Below are 19811 nucleotides of genomic sequence, written 5' to 3'. Positions count from 1 at the left end.
GAGGCGCAAACTAAGGGCACTCTGGTCCAGCCTTCTCGAGAAGGCATGAAAAGGATACCGGTGTGGAGACAAATTAGCGGTTCTGTTTGCGTTCTCCATGCGCTGTACCTCGCACCCGGGAACCGTCATGTTCTTGTATACACGGTGTTTCGGGATTGGGTGGCATAAATTTTGGCCACTTAGTACAAGGCTTGAACACAATGACAAAACCTTGTTTATTATCCCATTTAAACCACTTTTATAGCAAGGCGCCATTTTTCAACAAAGCATGCAGCCAAGGGCCGCCGGCAGTGTTAAAATCCGCGCCATGACACAGATACATCAACAAGTGCAGCTGCTCACCATCGAAGCTGAGCATGAAGGGCAGCGCATCGACAATTTTCTCAAGACTCAGCTAAAGGGCGTCCCCAAGAGCCTGATCTATCGCATCCTTCGCAAAGGGGAAGTGCGCGTCAACAAAAAGCGCATCAAACCGGAATACAAACTCTGCACTGGCGACGAGGTACGGGTCCCCCCCGTGCGGGTTGCCGAAAAGAACGAACTGCCCTCGGCCAATCTTGGCAGCATCCAGCGTCTGGAGAGCCAGATCCTGTTTGAAGATGATGCCATGATCGTGCTGAACAAGCCGTCCGGCATGGCGGTACACGGCGGCAGCGGCCTGAGCTTTGGCGTGATTGAAGGGCTGCGCGCCCTGCGTCCGGAAGCCCGTTTCCTCGAACTGGTGCATCGGCTCGATCGCGACACCTCCGGCGTACTGCTGGTTGCCAAGAAGCGCAGCGCCCTGCGCAGCCTGCATGAGCAGCTGCGGGTCAAGACCATGCGCAAGCAGTACCTGGCGCTGGTGCGTGGCCAGTGGCAGCCTCACGTCAAAGTGGTCAATGCGCCGCTGCGCAAAAATGACCTGCAATCCGGCGAGCGGGTAGTGCGGGTCAGCAGCGATGGCAAGCCTTCCGAGACGCGTTTCCGGATTGCCCGTCAGTTTGCCGAGGCCACCCTGGTGGAGTGCAGCCCAATCACCGGTCGTACTCACCAGATCCGGGTGCATACCCAGCATGCGGGTCACCCCATCGCCTGTGATGACAAGTATGGAGAAGCCGTATTTGACGATAAAATGCGCAGCCAGGGGCTGAAACGACTGTTTTTGCATGCCTGGAAGCTGAGCTTCATTCATCCGGCCGATGGCCGCGAGATGCAGGTGGAAGCACCGCTGGCCCCCGAACTCGACGACTTTCTGAACAAGTTGGCCCGCTGATGCAGACCATCCGGCTCGCCATCTTCGACTGGGACGGTACCCTGATGGACTCGGTGGGCCGGATTGTTGCCTGTGTGGCGCACGCGGCGGGTGATTGTGGTGAGCCCGTGCCCACCGCCGTCGAGACGCACCAGATCATCGGTCTCAGTCTGGAGGTCGGTATCCCCCGGCTGTTTTCCCTGGAGCAGGGGGGTGAGCGAGCCAACGCCCTGATCGCCCGCTATCGCCACCATTACATCCATGACAGCACACCCAGTCCGTTGTTTGCCGGGGCGAGGGAGCTGTTGCAGCATTGGCATGCACAAGGGGTGGCCCTGGCGGTCGCCACTGGCAAGTCCCGGCGTGGATTGGACAGGGTACTGGATGAAACCGGGTTGCGGCCGCTCTTTGCCGCCACGCGCGGGGCGGACGAGGCCAACTCCAAGCCTGATCCCCTGATGCTGACGCAAATTCTGGATGAGCTGGGCATTGCCCCGCACCAGGCGGTGATGATCGGTGATTCCATCCACGACATGGCGATGGCCGAGGCGCTGGCCATGCCGCGGATCGGAGTGAGCTGGGGCGTGCACGACCGTACCCGCTTGCTGACCCACCATCCGCTGGCGGTGGTCGATACCATGGCGGAGCTCCAGCGGTTGTTGGATTAGCCTTGCAATATAACCGATGAATAAACGAAAAACGGGAGCCTTGGCTCCCGTTTTTCATGGCTGGCATACCGCTCCCATCAGGGCAGGGCGATACCGTGGCGGGCCAGCAGCTCGATCAGGCCGATCAGCGGCAGGCCGATCAGCGCATTGGGATCGCGCCCTTCCAAGGCCTTGAACAGCACGATCCCCATGCCTTCACACTTGAAGCTGCCGGCACAGTCGAGGGGCTGTTCAGCTTCTACATAGCGGCGGATGGCCGCCTCATCCAGCTGGCGAAAGTGAACGGTGAAGGGTTCTATCAGCTGTTCGGCGCGGCCAGACGCGGCGTCCAGCACGCACAGGCCGGTATAAAAGGTGACGCTGCGTCCCTGGGCCGCCATCAGCTGGGCCACCGCTCGCTCGACCGTTCCCGGCTTGCCCAGGATCCGGCCATCACAGACGCACATCTGATCCGAGCCGATGATCAGCCCCTGATCATGCTGGTCGGCAATGGCACGGGCCTTGGCATGGGCAAGGCGAGCCACCAGCGTCTGTGCATCCTCCCCGGGCAGCACGGATTCATTGACATTCGGCGCGGCGCACTCAAAGGGGAGGCCCAGCTTTTCCAGCAGGGCTTTGCGGTAACGGGAGGTGGAGGCGAGGATCAGGGGACGCGACATGGCAATCAGGTATCCAGGTTCAGAAACGGGCAGACGTGGATGGTATCGCCCCCGTGCGGCGAGGGCAAATGTCGCCGCTACTCTCTTTTTTCCAGCATGTCGAGATTGGAAAACACCGCTATCGGCTTATTCATCCGGCCTGACGTTATAGTACCCCGTCGATGCTACCCATTCGCTGAGGAGTCACCATGGGCCGTTACATGCTCTGCTGTTTTTTGATGATCACGCTCTACCCGGTGGGGATCGATCTCTATCTGGTGGCGTTGCCCAACATAGGCGCCAGCCTTCAGGCCAGCGAGGCTCAGCTGCACACCGCGTTTTCCCTCTATCTGCTTGGCATGGCCGCGACCGTCCCGCTGGCCGGCCTGCTGGCGGATCGCCACGGTCGCAGGCCGGTGATCCTGAGCGGGGCCGGCTTGTTTATGCTGGCGTCGCTGCTGGCCGGCAGCGCCGACGACACCGCGCAGTTTCTGCTGGCGCGGGTGGGGCAGGGGGCAGGGGCCGGCGCGCTCTACATCATGACCTTTACCGTGCTGCGAGACGTGTTGCCACCGGCCCGGCTGGCGGCCGTGCTGTCGGCCATCAATGGGATCATCTGCGTGATCCCCGTACTGGCGCCGCTGCTCGGCTATCTCATCCTGACCGGCTTCCCATGGCCTGCCATCTTTCAGGCCATGGCGCTGCTCGGCGGCGTGGTGCTGTTGATCAACCTGTTGGGGCTGAAAGAGAGCCTGCCGCTGCACCCTGAACCATCCTCGAGTGCGTCAGCAGCCCGCTTTGCCTTCTTGCGAGTGCCGCAGTTTCTCTGGATGTGTGGGTTGAGCAGTGCCGGCATGACCTGCATTCTGACCTATGTCAGCACTTCACCCATGATCCTGATGACCCAAAAGGGGCTGGCAAGCGCAGAGTATGCCCGCATCATGATGATCATGGCGATGATCAGCATGATCACCTCCTTCTTCGCCCCCTGGTTGCTGCGTCGGCTCCACAAGCACAGCCTGCTCGCGCTGGCCCACGGTGGGTTGGGGTTGGCGCTGCTGCTGATCCTGGCCTCTCATCTTGAGAGCTCCTGGGGTCTGCGGCTGCTGCTGGCGGGCTTTGCCTTCACCTGCATCGGTTTTTCCGCGAGCGTCGGCATCGCCATGGGCGAGGCGCTGGCCAGTTGCCGTCATCAGATAGCCCTTGCCAGCGCCACCCTCTGTCTTGCCCAGATAACCGTGAGCGCCGGCTATATCTGGTTGATGGGGTGGCTTGGCTTTGCACCCAGCACGCTGCTTGCCTGTGCCCTGCTCGGCGCCGTGTTACTCTATCTGCTCTTTCGCGCCCTGGGGCCGGCCTTCGACAGCGCCGCCCACGGTGCCCCGGTCATGGAGAATCCCTGAGCATGCGACCCTTGATCGACCTCGATCTCAATTTGTTGGTGGTATTTCGGCTGTTGCTGCAAGAGCGCAGTGTCACCAAGGCTGCCAAGAAACTCAATGTCACGGCGCCTACCGTCAGCAAGGCGCTGGCGCGGCTGCGCGACTGGTTCGACGACCCGCTGTTCCTTCGCACTCAGCGGGGGCTGGAGCCCACCAATCTGTCGCTCACCCTGGAGGAAGAGCTCAAGGAGTGGTTCCAGCTATCGGGCAACATTGCCTCCCTCTGCGGCAATGCCATTCCGGCGGGGGCCGCGTTCAGGCTGGTGCTGGAGTCACCCTTTTACATCAGCTTTCTCAATGACCTGCCCATGGTGATTTATGAAACCTATCGCAAATCGACCATCCGGATCATGAACTGGGACCATCACTCCCTCAACGACATCATCAATGGCGATGCCGATCTCGGCTTCTGTGCGAGGGAAACCCACCCCAGCTCGCTGGCCAGGATCAACCGGCTGCCCTATTACATCGATCACGAGGTGTTGTTCGAAGACAGGCCCATGGTGTTTTTGCGCAAGGATCATCCGCTGCTGGCCCGCACCTGGAATCTCGACAACTTTCTCGCCTATCCCCATGTCAGCGTGGTGTGGGAGGCGAGCGATGCCTGGGCGCTCGACAGCCTGCTGGATGATGAGGGGCTCAGCCGGCAGGTGCCGATCCGGGTCTCCAGCTTCGAGCAGGCGCTGCACATCGCAGCCCAGTCAGACCACGAACTGATCGCGGTGGTGCCCTCCTATTGCGCCAGCTATGCCCGCCAGCACCATGACAATCTGATCTCCTTGCCGCTGCCGCTGGATGAAGCCCTCTACCGGCAACTCGACATCGCCTTTATCCTGCTCTGGCACAAACGCAACAACCACAACACCAAGGTGCTGTGGCTGCGCGACGAGATCAAACGGCTTTACCACCAGCATATCGGGGCCGCTGGCGCGGGTTAACCCTGACCTGTACCTCGCAGGGCCAGAAAAACGGCTATAAGCATAGGAATGGGCAAGGCGGGGTCATGGATGATGAGAGTCGGGATATGGCTGTTATGGTTGCTCTGCGTGCCGGCTTGGGCACAGGGCTGGCACCTGCAGGCGGGGGAGGCGGGCATACTGCTGTGGAGCTGGGCTCATCCCCCTGGCGCATTTCAGGCTTTGCGCCTGGAGATGAACGTGGCCGCTCCGCCGTCGGCACTGCTGGCCGTGCTGCGTGATACCGCTCGCCATCAGGAGTGGCTGCCCCAGAGCCTGGAGGTAAGGGTGCTGGCCAAGCCGGCACCCGATGAAGATCTGGTCTATACCCGGCTCTCTGCGCCCTGGCCGGTGCAGGAGCGGGAGCTTATCACCCACTCCCGCCTGCAACGCCTGCCAAATTGCGGCCTGGTGCTGACGGTATGGGCCGCCCCTGATGCTTTGCCGCCTTACCCCGGTCGGGTGCGGATCCGGGCCAGTGAAGGACGCTGGGAGGCGGTGCCGCAACTCAACGGTACCACCCTGATACGCCTCGAAACCTATACCAACCCGGGTGACAACCTGCCTGGCTGGCTCATCAATCCCATCGCCGCCCAGGCGGCACTGGACAGTTTTCGGGCCATCCGCCGTCTGATGGAGGCCATCCCGCCCGAGCCTTGCCCTTGCGCCCATATGCGGCAGGGGCGCCCAGTCGGGTTGTGCGGCAGCCATCCATGAACCTTGTGGGGGCAGGGGAGTGGTTGAGCTACCTACGCTGTGAAATTCTGCTGTCAAGGAGTGAGCCGGATCCCCGCCGTCAACGCAAATGCGGCCAGGATCCGGTGTCGGATCCTTTGGTTTATGGCATAATCAGTCACCGGTGAGCGCAAGTTCCGCCATGTGCGGGGGTTGTGAGGTTAAAATCATCGGCGGTAAGGACTTTTTCCTTTGACTATCAGTTGTTGGACCTATAATATTCGCGCCCTATGCAAAAGGTGAAGTTGCCCGTAAAGGTTGATCCAGTCCGTAGTGCCTCGAAGCTGCTCGATTATGTCGGGATAGTGGAAAAGTCGCAGATGCCCAGGCTGGAGGAATCAACCGCAGGCTTGCAGAGTGATATCGATGTATCGCTGCACTTTGGCAAAGATGTCCAGAAGTTGACCGTTATGAAAGGCACTGCCCATGCCAAGGTTGACCTGGTTTGCCAGCGTTGTGGAGAAACATTCGAGCATCTCTGTGAAGCTGAATTTATCTACACTCCGCTGTTCGAGAGAACAAACGAGGAAGAACTGCCGGAAGCTTATGAGCCCATTGAGTTGGACGAAAACGGCGAGATGGATCTTCATCAAATCCTGGAGGATGAACTCATCCTCTCGTTGCCGCAGGTGGCCATGCATCCCATGGATGCTTGCCCGCGCGGTAACATGGAGATGACCTGGGGTGAAATCGAACCTGCTGATGAGCGGCCGAATCCCTTTGCAGTTCTTGAAGAGCTTAAACGTAAGTGAATTTAGGAGTTAGCCTACAATGGCCGTACAACAGAACCGTAAAACCCGTGCCAAGCGTGGCATGCGTCGTTCCCACGATGCGCTGACCACCGCTGCCCTGACTGTTGATCAGACCAGTGGCGAAATCCATCGTCGTCACCACGTGACTGCCGATGGTTTCTACCGCGGTAAAAAGGTAATCGCTTAAGGATTGCCTTTGTCTACGCAAACTGTCGCGCTAGACATCATGGGGGGAGATATTGGCCCCTCGGAAACAGTGCCTGCCGCCGTGCAGGCACTGTCTCTTTTACCCCAGTTAAAACTGATCCTGGTCGGTGACCAACACCAGACCACCCCTCTTTTGCAGCAACATGGCTTGCTGAATCATCCCCGCGTTCGTTTCGTGCATGCATCCCAGGTGGTTGGCATGGGCGACAAACCGATCGTGGCGCTGCGCACCCTGAAAGACTCCTCCATGCGGGTCGTCCTCAATCTGGTGAAAGCTGGCGAGGCCGATGCCTGCGTCAGCGCCGGCAATACCGGTGCGCTGATGGCCATGGCCAAGTGCGTGCTCAAATCCCTGCCCGGGGTCGACCGACCCGCCCTCATCAAGGCGCTGCCCACTCTTTCCGGCAAACGTACCGTGATGCTGGATCTTGGCGCCAACGTCAGCTGCGATGCCGATACCCTGCTGCAATTTGCGGTGATGGGGGCCGTGGTGGCTGAAAAGGTGGAGGGCATTGCCACTCCCAGGGTGGCCCTGCTCAACGTGGGGGAGGAGGAGATCAAGGGCAACGATCTGGTGCGCCACAGTGCCGAGTTGCTGCGTCAGTGCCAGGCGCTCAACTTCGTCGGTTTTGTCGAAGGGGACCGGATCTTCAGCGGCGAGTGCGACGTGATCGTCTGCGACGGTTTTGTCGGCAACGTGGCCCTCAAGACGGCGGAAGGGGTCGTGCGGATGATGGCCCAACTGGCCGGATATCCCCGCAAAAAACGCAGTTTTCTTGGTCGCATCGCCGGATTTATGTTCAAACGGCGTTTTTCTTACCTGAACCCCGACCAGTATAACGGTGCAAGTCTGTTAGGATTGCGCGGCATTGTGGTAAAAAGCCACGGGCGGGCCGAACGGCGCGCCCTGTGTAACGCGATCCTGCTGGCCGCGCAAGAGGCCAAGCATCAACTTCCATTGCAAATAGCAGATCGCCTTGAATCTGTCTTTTCCGACAGGGATCTATAAGAACTCTATGCATAGCAAAATTTTGGGTACTGGCAGTTATCTGCCGAACTCGGTACGTACCAATGCCGATCTCGAACAGATGGTGGAAACCAGCGACGAGTGGATTGTGGAGCGTACCGGGATCCGTGAACGTCGCATTGCCGGTGCCGATGAAACCGTCGCCACCCTGTCTCACCAGGCCGCTCTGCGCGCCCTGGACGCAGCGGGCTTGACCGCTGCCGATCTCGACATGATAGTGCTGGCCACCACCAGTGCCGAGAACGCCTTCCCGGCCGCCGCCTGTGAATTGCAGGGCCTGCTCGGGGTGCAAGGGATCCCGGCCTTTGACGTGGCCGCTGCCTGCGCCGGCTTTACCTACGCGCTCTCCATCGCCGATCAGTTCGTCAAATCCGGTGCTGCCCGCCACGTACTGGTGGTCGGGGCCGATGTGCTGTCGCGCATGTGCGATCCGGAAGACCGCGGCACCATCATCCTCTTTGGTGACGGGGCAGGGGCCGTGGTGATCGGCGCCAGCGACACGCCGGGCATTCTCTCCACCCATCTGCATGCCGATGGCCGTTACGGCGATCTGCTCAAGCTGCCGCAGCCGCGCCGCGGCATGCCGGGGGCCGAACTTGAAGCCTACATGTACATGAAGGGCAACGATGTGTTCAAGGTAGCGGTCACCCGTTTGAGCGAGATCGTCACCGAGACACTGGCCGCCGCCGGCATCGCGCCGAGCGAGCTGGACTGGCTGGTGCCTCATCAGGCCAACTTCCGCATCATCAGTGCCACCGCCAAGAAGCTTGGCATGGGGCTGGACAAGGTGGTGCTGACCCTCGACAAGCACGGCAACACCTCTGCCGCCTCCGTGCCCATCGCCTTCGATGAAGGGGTGCGTGACGGCCGGATCAAACCGGGCCAGCTGGTATTGCTGGAGGCCTTCGGCGGTGGTTTTGCCTGGGGCTCGGCGCTGGTTCGCCTCTGATCGTCGTCGGGATGAGCAATCTGGCTCATCCTGCCGCTCTCATTTTTGTCTTATCTAAAGGAATCAATGATGACCCAATTTGCCATTGCCTTCCCGGGACAGGGCTCCCAAACCGTCGGCATGCTGGCCGAGCTGGCGGAACAACATGCCGTGATCAAGGAGACCTTCGCCGAGGCGAGCCAGGTGCTGGGTTATGACCTGTTTGCCCTGGTGATGGATGGTCCGGCCGACGATCTGAACAAGACCTGGCGCACCCAGCCCGCCTTGCTGACAGCCTCTGTCGCGCTGTGGCGCCTGTGGCAACAGCAGGGTGGGGCAACCCCCGCCGTGATGGCTGGTCACAGCCTGGGTGAGTACTCCGCCCTGGTGTGCAGCGGTGCACTGGCCTTTGCCGATGCGGTCAAACTGGTTGAGCTGCGTGGTCTGGCCATGCAGGAAGCCGTGCCGGAAGGCACCGGTGCCATGGCCGCCATCATCGGCCTAGATAATGACGCCATCGCCGCCAACTGCGAAAAAGCGGCACAAGGACAAGTGGTCTCCCCAGTCAACTTCAACTCTCCGGGCCAGGTGGTCATCGCCGGCCACAAAGAGGCCGTCGAGCGTGCCAACGTGCTGATGAAAGAGTCCGGCGCCAAGCGTGCACTGCCGCTGCCGGTCTCCGTGCCTTCTCACTGCGCCCTGATGAAACCTGCCGCAGAAAAATTGGCAGCTGCGCTGGACGGGATCGAGATCAAGGTTCCTGCCATCGCTGTCATCAATAATGTCGACGTATCCTGTGAACAGGATCCGGCCGCCATCAAACAGGCTCTGGTGCGTCAGCTGTTCAGCCCGGTTCGTTGGACCGAGACTGTCGAGCGGATGGCCAATGAGGGGGTTACCCTCGAGATCGAGATGGGACCGGGCAAGGTATTGACCGGGCTCGCCAAGCGCATCGACAAGCGCGTGGAAGGTATTCATGCCAACGACGCCGCCTCTTTCGAGCAGGCGCTGGCCCAGATCAAGTAAACAGGAGCAAGTAATGAGCTTTACCGATAAGGTTGTGTTGGTGACCGGTGCCAGTCGTGGCATCGGCCGTGCAATTGCCGAAACTTTTGCGGCCCGTGGCGCCAAGGTAGTCGGCACGGCGACCAGCGAGAGCGGCGCCGAGGCGATCAGCGCCTATCTGGGTGAACAGGGTTGCGGCATGGCACTGAACGTGACCAGCCAGGAATCCATCGAAGCCGTCTTCGCCGCCATCAAGGCGCGTTTTGGCGACATCGACATCCTGATCAACAACGCCGGCATCACCCGTGACAACCTGCTGATGCGGATGAAGGATGATGAGTGGAACGAGATCATCGACACCAACCTCACTTCCCTGTATCGACTGAGCAAACCGGTGCTGCGCGCCATGATGAAGAAGCGCAATGGCCGCATCATCAGCATCGGCTCCGTGGTGGGAACCATGGGCAATGCCGGTCAGGTCAACTATGCTGCCGCCAAGGCGGGGCTGGTTGGTTTTACCAAGTCGCTGGCCCGTGAAGTGGCCTCCCGCGGCATTACCGTTAACGCGGTTGCCCCCGGTTTCATCGAGACCGATATGACCAAGGCGCTCAATGAAGAGCAGCGTGCCGGCATCATGAGCCAGGTGCCTGCCGCTCGTCTGGGCGATCCAAAAGAAATTGCCGCTGCTGTGGTATTCTTGGCATCGGATGATGCCGCCTACATCACTGGCGAAACCCTGCATGTTAATGGCGGGATGTACATGGTGTAATCAATTTGTCGTGAGATCTGTTCAAATTTGCGATAGTACGCCGAAGTTTGGCGAATTTCGTGGTTTGACCAGCGGCAAGCCACTTGCAAACTCACGTCAATTGAATAAACTACCCCAACCAGACGCAATAGCGTATTTTTAAAGGAAAATTCAGGTCATGAGCAACATCGAAGAACGCGTAAAGAAAATCATCATCGAACAACTGGGTGTTAAAGAAGAAGACGTTAAGAACGCTGCCTCCTTCGTCGACGACCTGGGCGCTGACTCTTTGGATACCGTTGAACTGGTAATGGCGCTGGAAGAAGAATTCGATACCGAAATTCCTGATGAAGAAGCCGAGAAGATCACCACTGTTCAAGCGGCTATCGACTACATCACCGCTAATCAGGAATAAGTTCCTGTTCTGAAAGAAGCGGCCCAAGGGCCGCTTCTTTTATGTTTACCCCTTTTCAAAACACCTCTCGGAGACTACCTCAGTGTCAAAACGCAGAGTCGTGGTGACCGGCTTGGGGATGCTTTCCCCGGTAGGCAACACTGCCGAATCCAGCTGGCAAGCCCTGCTCAACGGGCAGAGCGGCATTTCTCCCATCGAACACTTTGATGCCAGCGAGTTTGCGACCCGTTTCGCAGGCCAGGTCAAGGATTTCGATCCCGAGCAGTACGGTATCAACCGCAAAGAAGCTCGCAAGATGGATCTCTTCATCCAGTACGGTATCGCCGCAGGCATACAGGCGCTGGATGATGCCGGTCTCGTCATCAACGAGGCAAATGCCGAGCGCGTCGGTGTGGCGATCGGTTCCGGTATCGGCGGCCTGGGTCTGATTGAACAGAACCACAGCAGCCTCGTCAACGGCGGCCCCCGCAAGCTGAGCCCCTTCTTCGTACCGTCCACCATCATCAATATGGTGTCCGGTCATCTCTCCATCATGAAGGGTCTGCAAGGGCCGAACATCGCCGTGACCACCGCCTGCACCACAGGTACCCATGCCATCGGCATGGCCGGCCGGATGATCGCCTACGGCGATGCGGACGTGATGGTGGCCGGCGGCGCCGAGAAAGCCTCCACCCCGATGGGGATGGGCGGTTTTGCGGCAGCCAAGGCGCTCTCCAACCGCAACGACGAGCCAACCAAGGCCAGCCGTCCGTGGGATAAAGATCGCGACGGTTTCGTGCTGGGTGATGGCGCCGGGGTGCTGGTGCTGGAAGAGTACGAACACGCCAAGGCCCGCGGCGCCAAGATCTACGCCGAGCTGGTCGGTTTTGGCATGAGTGGCGATGCCTACCACATGACAGCGCCTCCCGCTGACGGCAACGGTGGCGCCCGCGCCATGCAAAATGCCATCAAGGATGCTGGCATCGCCCCCGAGCAGGTGGGCTACATCAACGCCCACGGCACTTCCACCCCCCTGGGTGACGTGGCCGAACTGCGCGGCATGAAAGCGGTGTTTGGCGAGCATGCCAAATCCCTGATGATCAGCTCCACCAAGTCGATGACCGGTCACCTGCTGGGTGCCGCCGGCGCCATCGAGGCGATCATCACGGTACTGGCGCTGCGCGATCAGATGGCGCCGCCCACCATCAACCTGGACAACCCGGATGATGAGTGCGATCTGGACCTGGTGCCTCATGTTGCCAAGGCTGGCAACTTCGAATATGCCCTCTCCAATTCCTTCGGTTTTGGTGGCACCAATGGCTCACTGATCTTCAAACGCGTATAATTCGCCCTGGGCGGATAGTATGGGCCCGATACGACAGTATCGGGCCTTTTTTATCGGAGGGATCCTTTTGCTGATCAATGGAATACCGACAGACAGCGTTTCCGCCATGGATCGTGGCCTGGCTTATGGCGATGGCCATTTCACCACCTTGCTGGTCAAGGATGGTCGCCCCGTCTGGTGGCCGGCTCATCTGGCACGGCTGCAGCAAGCAAGCGCCAGACTCGGCCTTGCCGAGGTGGACTGGCAACGCCTTGGTGACGAGGTCGCCGGGATGGCTCGCGATCAGACGCTGGCGGTGATCAAGGTGATGCTGACCCGAGGCAGTGGTGGCCGGGGGTATGATGGTACTGCCTGCCATGCGCCGACCCGGATCCTGTCGCTGGCCGCTTACCCGGCTCACTATTCAGCGTGGCAGCAAACCGGCATTCCCCTGCTGGTATGCCAGAAACGACTGGGCGACGCCCCCATGCTGGCGGGCCTCAAGACCCTCAACCGGCTGGAGCAGGTGCTGCTGAAAAGCGAACTTGCGGCGCGTTCGGGAGTCGAAGGTATAGTCTTGAACAGCCGGGGATTTCTGGTAGAAGGGGTCAGTGCCAATCTGTTTTGGCGCCGTGGCAGAACGGTGTTTACGCCGGATCTTACCCACTGCGGCATAGACGGCATCATGCGGCGCCATGTGATGGCAATGCTAAAACAGATGAGCATTGAACTGCGTGTCGTGGAGGCTCCGCTGGAGTCACTGTGGCAGGCCGAAGAGGTATGGCTGACCAATACCCTGATGGGCATAGTGCCGGTGACCGGCATCGGGGAGACCCAATATGCCAGTCCGGTATTGATCCGCCGTTTACAGGAGCGTTTGGTCATTGAAGTTTAATCGGCTTTACACCCTGCTCGCGGGCGCGGCGCTGACAGTCGCCGTGGCCGGGGGCTATGTACATTACAAATGGCAGCAGGTGGAGACGCTCACCAACAAGGGGCCGACCCGCCTCTTTACCGTCGAGAAGGGGGCCCATGCGGCGCGCCTGATCGCCGAACTGGGGGAGGGGGAAACCAGTCCCTGGGCGGTGCGGCTCTGGCTGCGCGGTCACCCCGAGCTGGTTGCCATCAAATCCGGCACCTATGAAATCAAGGAGGGGGCTCCGCTCAAGGAGACCCTCTCCCTGTTCGCCTCCGGCAAGGAGTTTCACTTCAGCCTGACCTTCGTCGAAGGATCCCGTTTCGAGGATTGGCTGAAGCAGCTGGCCAGCGCCCCTTATCTGGAGCGGTTGACGGTGGAGCAGAGCGAAGCGGATCTGGCTCAGGAGCTTGGCATCGACAATGGCAAGCTGGAGGGGTGGTTCCTGCCGGAAACCTACGCCTATACCACTCATGCCAGCGATATTTCCATCCTGCGTCGCGCCTATCAGGACATGCGAGCCTTTCTGCAGCAGAGCTGGGACAAGCGCCAGGCCAATCTGCCTTACAAGACCCCTTATGAGGCGCTGATCATGGCCTCGATCATCGAAAAAGAGACCGGTCAGCCGGAAGAGCGGGCCCAGATTGCCTCGGTATTCGTCAATCGCCTGCGTCTTGGCATGAAGCTGCAGACCGATCCCACCGTCATCTACGGGGTGAAGGACAGGTATGATGGCAACATCCGCCGCAGCGACCTGACCGATGTGAACCCCTACAACACCTATGTGATCGACGGCTTGCCGCCCACGCCCATCGCCATGCCGGGCAAGGCTTCCATCGAGGCGGCGCTCAACCCCAAATCGACCGACTACCTCTATTTTGTCGCCAAAGGGGGCGGAGCCCACTACTTCTCCAAGACCCTCGATGAACACAATCGGGCGGTCCGCGAATACATATTGAAGAAACCCTAATGTCTAAATTTATCGTGATTGAAGGACTGGAAGGAGCAGGTAAGAGCTCCGCGGTGCGTTATGTGACCGACTATCTGCATGGCCACGGCGTGGCGCGGATCGAGTGTACCCGTGAGCCGGGCGGTACCCCGCTGGCGGAGCGGATGCGGGCTATCGTCAAGGAGGTGCACGACGAGCGCCTCACCATCGAAGCCGAACTGTTGCTGATGTACGCCTCCCGGGTCCAGCTGGTCGAGACCCGCATCAAGCCGGCGCTGGCCGACGGCATCTGGGTGGTGGGCGATCGCCACGATCTCTCGTCCCAGGCCTATCAGGGCGGTGGCCGTGGCATCGATGCGAATCTCATCGGTGCCATCAAACGGGCCGTGCTCGGTGACTTCAAACCGGATCTGACCCTCTATCTCGACATCGATCCTGCCATCGGCCTGCAGCGAGCCCGCCACCGCGGTGAGCTGGACCGGATCGAGCTCGAGCAGCTCAGCTTCTTCGAACGCACCCGCCAGCGCTATCTGGAATTGGCCGCCGCCGATGAGTCAATCAAGGTGATCGATGCCGGCCAAGCGCCGGAGCAGGTCAAGGTAGCCATCGAGGCTGCATTGGCCCACTACCTGAAAGATGAGCCCTCATGTATCCCTGGTTGATCCCGGACTGGCATGCCTTGAGCCAGACCGCCGCGGCCGGCCGACTCGGTCACGCCTGGTTGCTGCTCGGTGATCCCGGCCTTGGCAAGGAGCAGCTTGCGGAACAATTGGCGCGCTTGCACCTCTGCCATCGGCCCGATCGGGGTGAGCCCTGTGGCCAATGTCACTCCTGCCAGCTGTTTGAGAAGGGCCATCATCCGGATCTGGGCCGCCTGACGACGGAGAGCAAGACCATCGGGGTCGAGGCCATTCGCGAGATCTGTTCACGGCTGCAGAATTCGGCCCAGCTTGCTCGCGGCAAGGTGGTGATCATCCCCGATGCGGAGCGCATGACGGAGTCGGCCGCCAACGCCCTGCTCAAAACCCTTGAAGAGCCCGCCGGCGACAGCTTGCTGTTGCTGATCGCCTCTCAGGTTTCCCGTCTGCTGCCGACTATTCTCAGTCGCTGTCACAAACATGTCTGCCAGTTGCCTGCCGAGGGTGAGACGGTGCGCTGGTTGGCCGAGCAGGGTCATCAGGCCACGCTGGCCCAGGTACGGATCTGCCAGGGGGCGCCGCTGCGGGTGCTGCGCTATATCGAAGAGCAGCAAGACAGTGCCCGCCGGGATCTGCTGGAGAGTTTTCTCGCGCTGGCACAGACGCCGACCCGGGCCAACCACGTGAGCGGTCTGCTGGCGACCGATACCCAGGTCAGGCTGCACTGGCTGCAGCTGTTCTTGTGCGATGCCCTCAAGACGCAGGCCGGTTGCGGCCATCATCAGCTGGCAATGCCGGATTTGACGGCGCTGAGTCAGCAACTGGCCGAGCTTCATTCCAGCGAGAAGCTGCTGGAGGCAGAGCAACAGCTGGTCGAGCTGAAGATAGCCTGCCAGCCGGGACAGCTCTCCAATCCCACCATCCATCTGATGAACTGGCTGACTCGCTGGTTATAGATCTAGCTACAAAGGTTTTATATGTTACTCGTTGATTCCCATTGTCATCTCGATCGCCTGAGCTATGGCAGCAAGCAGACCAATATGGCCGATGTGCTGGCCAAGGCCGCCGAGCAGGACGTGGGATATTTTCTGTGCGTGAGCGTTACCCAGGCGCAGTTCCCGACCATGCTGGAAGCGATCGCCCCTTATCCTCAAGTGTTTGCCTCCTGTGGTGTGCACCCTCTCAACCAAGAGCCTGGTGTCGATGCCGCCTTGTTGTTGACCCAGGCGGCAGATGAAAGGGTAGTGGCCATCGGCGAGACCGGGCTCGACTACTTCTATTCGCCGGAGAACAAGGAAGTACAGCAGGCCTCCTTCCGCGAGCATATCCGGGTGGCCCGCGCTCTGAACAAACCCCTCATCATCCATACCCGTGATGCCCAGCAGGATACCCTGCAGATCATGCGCGAAGAGGGGGCCGAGCAGGTCGGCGGGGTGTTGCACTGCTTCACCGAGTCGCTCGAGATGGCCGAGGCGGCCATGGCGATGGGTTTTTATATCTCCATCTCCGGCATCGCCACTTTCAAGAATGCGGCAGCTCTGCAGGCGGTAGTCAAGGCGCTGCCGCTGGAGCGGCTGCTGGTTGAAACCGACTCACCTTATCTGGCGCCAGTTCCGCACCGGGGCAGGGAGAACGAGCCGGCCTTTGTGCGCGACGTGGCCCAGTTCATCGCGGATCTGCGGCAAATACCGCTGGCCGAATTGGCGCAAGCGACCAGTCACAACTTCTTTGAGTTGTTCAAGTTGGCAAAGCGATAACAAACAACGCCCCGCATAGCGGGGCGTTTTACTATGACAATCGGTACTATCATGACCCATCCAAAAACGATCACGGAAGGTCGTTATCTCTCACTTGGTGTCGTGGATACTGATGAGATAAAATCCCCAACCCTGATAAAACGGAGCAGGGATGAGAGGGAGCTGAGGAATAAATGAGGGGGCTGAAATAGGTTAAAAGGACTCTTCATAAGTATCGATAATATTCATTATCGATACTTGATAGATCTGCAAGATCCTGTAAGATCCAACGAAACTCCGCATTAAATCATAGAGTTAAGTGAACTACCCACACATCCAGGCCCAAACTCAACAGGCTTTACAGAGTGTCTTCGATCCTCAGTTGAACAGCCGGGCCAGACGCTTCCTGCGCAGCGCCAAAGCCGATTCCACCCTCAATGCCTATCAGGCCGATACCCGCATCTTCGTGTTCTGGTGTCAGCTGCATGGGCTCGATCCGTTGCAGACCACCCATCATCACATTATGAACTTCCTGGCAGATCAGGCTGACGGCATCCTGGCTGACTGGGTCTGGTTGGACAAAGAAGAGGGGAAGGGGGAGCTGCGCAACGGTGAACCCCGCAAGCCCGCCACCCTGGTAAGACGGCTCGCCGGCATTCGTTATGCCTTCAAGCAGAAGGGGATCCACCCCATGCCGACCGAGCACGCGGAGATAAAGGAGATGATGCGGGGCATAGTGCGGCTCGGTGACAACCGCAAACGCAAAACGGGGGCATTGACCCTGAAACCACTGGCCTGTGTACTCGACGAAATCGACACCGGCAATCTGGCGGGGCTGCGGGATTACACCTTGTTGTTGCTGATGTTCAGCGGCGCCTTGCGACGCTCGGAGGCCGCAAGAATTGAGGTGGATGATCTCGATTTTGTGGGGCAGGGGATCCGTCTTCGGCTCAAACCCAGCAAGCATCAGCTGCATGAAACAGAGATCGCCCTGGTGCCCGGCAAACAATATTGTCCGGTGTCGGCGCTGGCGCACTGGCTCAAACAGAGCAGGATCAGCGAGGGCGCCCTGTTTCGCCGCATGAATCGCTGGGGTCAGCTCATGCAGGAGCCGCTCGGTCCGCAGGGTATCAACCTGATGATCAAGCGGCGTACCGGTCAGGCCATCGATGATCTCCAGGTCAGTGGCCACAGCCTGCGCCGTGGCTTCATCACCTCGGCGGTCACTGCCGGCAAACCGATGAACAAGATCATCGAGGTTACCCGCCACAAGGATATCCGCACTTTGCAGGAGTATTTCGACGATGCCCACAAGTTCTCGGATCACGCCCTGGATGGCTTGCTGTAAGCTAACCGCGTCACTCATATTTTTATGTTAAATGATATCTTGTTGATCCAATGATATATTTGCAGCGCACTGAACTCACCCCATCAAGAGGGGAGAGCCAGGCTCCTCACGTTCGCCAGCGAATAGTGAAGAACTGGTAAGAGATAACAGGTGACAAGAATCAAAGTTGCAAGGTGGATAAGCCAGGAAATGAAAGTGAGCAGTGCACAAGACAACGCCGAGCGGCAGCGCCAGCATGTGAAACGCAAACAGGAAACGCACAGCCGATTACAATGCTGGATCAGCAATCGCCACGCCGAACGGTTGGCCATGCTGGGGTTGCAGCTCGAAGACAGCCAGGCCTCTCTCATCGAGCAGGCCATCGATCTGCTCTATCAACATGAGCTGCAACAGGAACAAGCCGCGCCGCATGTCGAAGTGCCAGAGCCGGCAGAGGTGCTCGAGTAAACGCACCGGCGGCATGATGCTTCATTGCTAGATGCGAACGGCGAACATAAAAAAAGCCAGGTACGAATTCCTTGTACCTGGCATAGGGGAATTGGCTCCTTGCAGAGCCGTGCGCTAACTGGTGTTCGGATAGCCTTAAGCTTAGACAAGGCTCAAGGCTTTTCAAGATCCACGTAAAAGTTCAACCGGAGTGTGGGTTTTCCTGCTCCGAGAACACTCGTTACACGAACAGATTGTTGTCGCGCACCAGCTCGCGGGGCAGGGCATTCTTGACCCGGCTGCCCACCCATTTCCCCATGCCCAGGGTATGACCCTGATAGCGGACGATCACCTCGCCAGTGCCAGCGGCTTGCTCCGGCCACACATCCCGCCCCATCATGAACTCCCGCGCATCAGCAATGCCGAGCTCGACGAATCCCTTGCTCGCGCCATCGCCATAGGCCAGCGCCCACTCATGGGTCAGCCGATACCCCTTCTTGAAGGTCTCCGCCAGTTTCAGCCCGATGCGATCGAAGCGCAGCTTGCCCTGCACCTGTTCGAACAGCTGGGGGAAGAGCCAGATCTCCTCGCTGCGGCCAAACAGATTTCCCTGTGGCACGACCCCGAAGGCGGCTTCAATCTCGCGCAGCATGGGCTCGGACTCCTTGGCCGGCAGCGGAAAGAAGGGGAATTTGCCGAGCTTGCCCGGTTTGAACATGGTGTTGGGCACGGAGTGGTGCTTGCGCAATCTGGCAACGAAAAAGCCTTCACTGTCGAAGATTTGGGGCCAAACGTGCAGGTATCCTTCCGGCGTGCAGGCCTGCTCTGCAGTGGGGAAGAGGTCAGCCAGCGAGTCAAAGCTGAACGCATCGCCAAACTTGTCCAGCAGTGACTGACAGACGGCCTGGTTCTCCTGCAGGCTCAAGGTGCAGGTGGAGTAGACCAGCACGCCGCCCGGTTTGAGGGCATGAAAGGCACTCTCCAGCAAGCCTTGTTGCACCGCCGCGATCTCGTCGATGCTCTCGATGCTCCAGTTGCGCAAGGCGTCTTCATCCTTGCGCACCGTGCCCTCGCCGGAGCAGGGGGCGTCGAGCAGGATGGCATCGAAGGTCTCCGGCAACCACTGGCCGAAGACCTTGGCATCGAAGTGGGTCATGCCCACGTTGGTCACGCCGCAGCGCTGCAGATTGGCGCTGAGCACCTTGAGCCGGCTGCTGGAGTACTCGTTGGCAACCAGCATGCCCTGGTTGTTCATCAGGGCCGCAATCTGGGTGGTCTTGGAGCCGGGGGCCGCCGCCGCGTCCAGCAGCATGCCGTCGCACCGGGTCTGCTGGCAGGCAAACAGGGCGGTGACCGGCAGCATGGAGCTCGCCTCCTGAATGTAGAAGAGGCCGCTCAAATGCTCGGCGGTGTTGCCAAGAGGCACGCTCTCGTCTTCGCGGCTGAGCCAGAAGCCGGTGTCGCACCAGGGCACGGGATCGAGCTGCCAACCGAGCGGCTGCATCCGCGCCACAAATGCCGCCACCGAGATCTTCAGGGTGTTGACCCGGATGCTGCGCCGCAGCGGTCGTCGACAACTGGCCACGAACTCATCCATGGAGAGGTGCGCCGGCATGATGGCCGCGATATGGCGCAAGAAGTGATCGGGAAGATAGGTGTTGTCGTGCACGGTGCAGTCTCGTTGACCGAAAAAGAGGGGCGACATCTTATCACAAGGGTAGGAATATTCTGAAAACACGGCGG

At 59.6% G+C, this 19811-nt stretch carries 22 protein-coding genes; 20 read left to right on the top strand and 2 right to left on the bottom strand.

The genetic code is table 11. The features are described 5' to 3' along the window. Positions 1–307: 307 nt before the first annotated feature. Together rluC and PG881_RS10875 are read left to right on the top strand one after the other, a co-directional pair. Positions 308–1252 (top strand): 23S rRNA pseudouridine(955/2504/2580) synthase RluC, encoded by a 945-nt coding sequence (rluC, locus tag PG881_RS10880; RefSeq protein WP_201886112.1) that lies wholly within the window; start codon positions 308–310, stop codon positions 1250–1252. Then, positions 1252–1899, top strand: coding sequence for an HAD family hydrolase (locus tag PG881_RS10875; protein WP_270799891.1), 648 nt, complete (start codon positions 1252–1254; stop codon positions 1897–1899). Before rluC ends, PG881_RS10875 begins: the two co-directional genes overlap by 1 nt. Positions 1900–1976: 77 nt before the next feature. Here PG881_RS10875 and PG881_RS10870 read toward each other — a convergent pair whose 3' ends face one another. After that, positions 1977–2558: a Maf family protein gene (locus tag PG881_RS10870; protein WP_270799889.1), complete on the bottom strand. Its 582-nt coding sequence runs from the start codon at positions 2556–2558 to the stop codon at positions 1977–1979. A gap of 188 nt (positions 2559–2746) precedes the next feature. Between PG881_RS10870 and PG881_RS10865 the strand changes: the two genes are divergently transcribed. The 18 genes from PG881_RS10865 (at position 2747) to PG881_RS10780 (ending at position 18089) form a co-directional block, all read left to right on the top strand. Beyond that, the gene (locus PG881_RS10865) at positions 2747–3940 is read left to right on the top strand and encodes an MdtL family multidrug efflux MFS transporter (protein WP_270799887.1); all 1194 of its coding nucleotides are present in this window, start codon (positions 2747–2749) and stop codon (positions 3938–3940) included. A 2-nt stretch (positions 3941–3942) separates the two neighbouring features. Beyond that, positions 3943–4917 (top strand): HTH-type transcriptional regulator YidZ, encoded by a 975-nt coding sequence (gene yidZ / locus PG881_RS10860; RefSeq protein WP_270799885.1) that lies wholly within the window; start codon positions 3943–3945, stop codon positions 4915–4917. Between the two features lie 69 nt (positions 4918–4986). Beyond that, positions 4987–5652 carry an START domain-containing protein gene (locus tag PG881_RS10855; protein ID WP_270799883.1) on the top strand — a complete coding sequence of 222 codons (666 nt, stop codon included), beginning with the start codon at positions 4987–4989 and terminating at the stop codon, positions 5650–5652. Between the two features lie 248 nt (positions 5653–5900). Further along, positions 5901–6422, top strand: a complete 522-nt coding sequence (gene yceD / locus PG881_RS10850) for a 23S rRNA accumulation protein YceD (RefSeq protein ID WP_011706102.1) — start codon at positions 5901–5903, stop codon at positions 6420–6422. A gap of 19 nt (positions 6423–6441) precedes the next feature. After that, complete coding sequence (rpmF, locus tag PG881_RS10845; protein WP_005300935.1) at positions 6442–6609, top strand: 50S ribosomal protein L32; 168 nt, start codon at positions 6442–6444, stop codon at positions 6607–6609. Positions 6610–6618: 9 nt separating this feature from the next. Then, on the top strand, positions 6619–7638 hold the full coding sequence (gene plsX / locus PG881_RS10840) for a phosphate acyltransferase PlsX (protein WP_029303012.1): 1020 nt from the start codon (positions 6619–6621) through the stop codon (positions 7636–7638). 7 nt (positions 7639–7645) lie between these two features. Beyond that, positions 7646–8605 carry a beta-ketoacyl-ACP synthase III gene (locus PG881_RS10835; protein WP_016350719.1) on the top strand — a complete coding sequence of 320 codons (960 nt, stop codon included), beginning with the start codon at positions 7646–7648 and terminating at the stop codon, positions 8603–8605. 69 nt (positions 8606–8674) lie between these two features. Next, positions 8675–9610 (top strand): ACP S-malonyltransferase, encoded by a 936-nt coding sequence (fabD, locus tag PG881_RS10830; protein ID WP_016350718.1) that lies wholly within the window; start codon positions 8675–8677, stop codon positions 9608–9610. Positions 9611–9623: 13 nt separating this feature from the next. Beyond that, positions 9624–10358, top strand: a complete 735-nt coding sequence (gene fabG / locus PG881_RS10825; RefSeq protein ID WP_005300916.1) for a 3-oxoacyl-ACP reductase FabG — start codon at positions 9624–9626, stop codon at positions 10356–10358. 157 nt (positions 10359–10515) lie between these two features. Beyond that, a complete protein-coding gene (acpP, locus tag PG881_RS10820) occupies positions 10516–10752 on the top strand; it encodes an acyl carrier protein (RefSeq protein WP_005300909.1) in 237 nt (78 codons plus the stop codon). 82 nt (positions 10753–10834) lie between these two features. Continuing rightward, positions 10835–12076 (top strand): beta-ketoacyl-ACP synthase II, encoded by a 1242-nt coding sequence (fabF, locus tag PG881_RS10815; RefSeq protein WP_017408413.1) that lies wholly within the window; start codon positions 10835–10837, stop codon positions 12074–12076. A 19-nt stretch (positions 12077–12095) separates the two neighbouring features. Further along, positions 12096–12950: an aminodeoxychorismate lyase gene (gene pabC / locus PG881_RS10810; RefSeq protein ID WP_270799879.1), complete on the top strand. Its 855-nt coding sequence runs from the start codon at positions 12096–12098 to the stop codon at positions 12948–12950. Next, a complete protein-coding gene (gene mltG / locus PG881_RS10805) occupies positions 12940–13941 on the top strand; it encodes an endolytic transglycosylase MltG (RefSeq protein ID WP_016350715.1) in 1002 nt (333 codons plus the stop codon). Before pabC ends, mltG begins: the two co-directional genes overlap by 11 nt. Next, positions 13941–14582 (top strand): dTMP kinase, encoded by a 642-nt coding sequence (tmk, locus tag PG881_RS10800; protein WP_270799876.1) that lies wholly within the window; start codon positions 13941–13943, stop codon positions 14580–14582. Before mltG ends, tmk begins: the two co-directional genes overlap by 1 nt. Further along, positions 14567–15514, top strand: a complete 948-nt coding sequence (gene holB / locus PG881_RS10795) for a DNA polymerase III subunit delta' (RefSeq protein WP_270799874.1) — start codon at positions 14567–14569, stop codon at positions 15512–15514. Before tmk ends, holB begins: the two co-directional genes overlap by 16 nt. Before the next feature lie 21 nt (positions 15515–15535). After that, positions 15536–16315 carry a TatD family hydrolase gene (locus tag PG881_RS10790; RefSeq protein WP_011706112.1) on the top strand — a complete coding sequence of 260 codons (780 nt, stop codon included), beginning with the start codon at positions 15536–15538 and terminating at the stop codon, positions 16313–16315. Positions 16316–16700: 385 nt separating this feature from the next. Beyond that, positions 16701–17642, top strand: coding sequence for a site-specific integrase (locus PG881_RS10785; RefSeq protein ID WP_408770504.1), 942 nt, complete (start codon positions 16701–16703; stop codon positions 17640–17642). A 177-nt stretch (positions 17643–17819) separates the two neighbouring features. After that, positions 17820–18089 (top strand): RepB family protein, encoded by a 270-nt coding sequence (locus tag PG881_RS10780; protein ID WP_062726108.1) that lies wholly within the window; start codon positions 17820–17822, stop codon positions 18087–18089. 220 nt (positions 18090–18309) lie between these two features. Here the strand turns inward: PG881_RS10780 and rsmF are convergent, their stop codons facing one another. After that, on the bottom strand, positions 18310–19737 hold the full coding sequence (gene rsmF / locus PG881_RS10775; RefSeq protein WP_270800140.1) for a 16S rRNA (cytosine(1407)-C(5))-methyltransferase RsmF: 1428 nt from the start codon (positions 19735–19737) through the stop codon (positions 18310–18312). Positions 19738–19811 lie beyond the last annotated feature (74 nt).

The organism is Aeromonas sp. QDB54 (assembly GCF_027707385.1).
Lineage (GTDB): Bacteria > Pseudomonadota > Gammaproteobacteria > Enterobacterales > Aeromonadaceae > Aeromonas > Aeromonas hydrophila.
The sequence above is the reverse complement of the archived record's forward strand: the minus strand, read 5'-3'. Positions and strand labels throughout refer to the sequence as shown.

Bases quoted from the DNA above. Each gene is read 5' to 3' on its own strand.
- tmk (WP_270799876.1), top strand. From the start codon at position 13,941: ATGTCTAAATTTATCGTGATTGAAGGACTGGAAGGAGCAGGTAAGAGC.
- rpmF (WP_005300935.1), top strand. From the start codon at position 6,442: ATGGCCGTACAACAGAACCGTAAAACCCGTGCCAAGCGTGGCATGCGT.
- PG881_RS10875 (WP_270799891.1), top strand. From the start codon at position 1,252: ATGCAGACCATCCGGCTCGCCATCTTCGACTGGGACGGTACCCTGATG.
- PG881_RS10865 (WP_270799887.1), top strand. From the start codon at position 2,747: ATGGGCCGTTACATGCTCTGCTGTTTTTTGATGATCACGCTCTACCCG.
- yceD (WP_011706102.1), top strand. From the start codon at position 5,901: ATGCAAAAGGTGAAGTTGCCCGTAAAGGTTGATCCAGTCCGTAGTGCC.
- holB (WP_270799874.1), top strand. From the start codon at position 14,567: ATGTATCCCTGGTTGATCCCGGACTGGCATGCCTTGAGCCAGACCGCC.
- fabG (WP_005300916.1), top strand. From the start codon at position 9,624: ATGAGCTTTACCGATAAGGTTGTGTTGGTGACCGGTGCCAGTCGTGGC.
- PG881_RS10855 (WP_270799883.1), top strand. From the start codon at position 4,987: ATGATGAGAGTCGGGATATGGCTGTTATGGTTGCTCTGCGTGCCGGCT.
- PG881_RS10870 (WP_270799889.1), bottom strand. From the start codon at position 2,558: ATGTCGCGTCCCCTGATCCTCGCCTCCACCTCCCGTTACCGCAAAGCC.
- yidZ (WP_270799885.1), top strand. From the start codon at position 3,943: ATGCGACCCTTGATCGACCTCGATCTCAATTTGTTGGTGGTATTTCGG.
- PG881_RS10835 (WP_016350719.1), top strand. From the start codon at position 7,646: ATGCATAGCAAAATTTTGGGTACTGGCAGTTATCTGCCGAACTCGGTA.
- pabC (WP_270799879.1), top strand. From the start codon at position 12,096: ATGGGCCCGATACGACAGTATCGGGCCTTTTTTATCGGAGGGATCCTT.
- PG881_RS10790 (WP_011706112.1), top strand. From the start codon at position 15,536: ATGTTACTCGTTGATTCCCATTGTCATCTCGATCGCCTGAGCTATGGC.
- acpP (WP_005300909.1), top strand. From the start codon at position 10,516: ATGAGCAACATCGAAGAACGCGTAAAGAAAATCATCATCGAACAACTG.
- fabD (WP_016350718.1), top strand. From the start codon at position 8,675: ATGACCCAATTTGCCATTGCCTTCCCGGGACAGGGCTCCCAAACCGTC.
- rluC (WP_201886112.1), top strand. From the start codon at position 308: ATGACACAGATACATCAACAAGTGCAGCTGCTCACCATCGAAGCTGAG.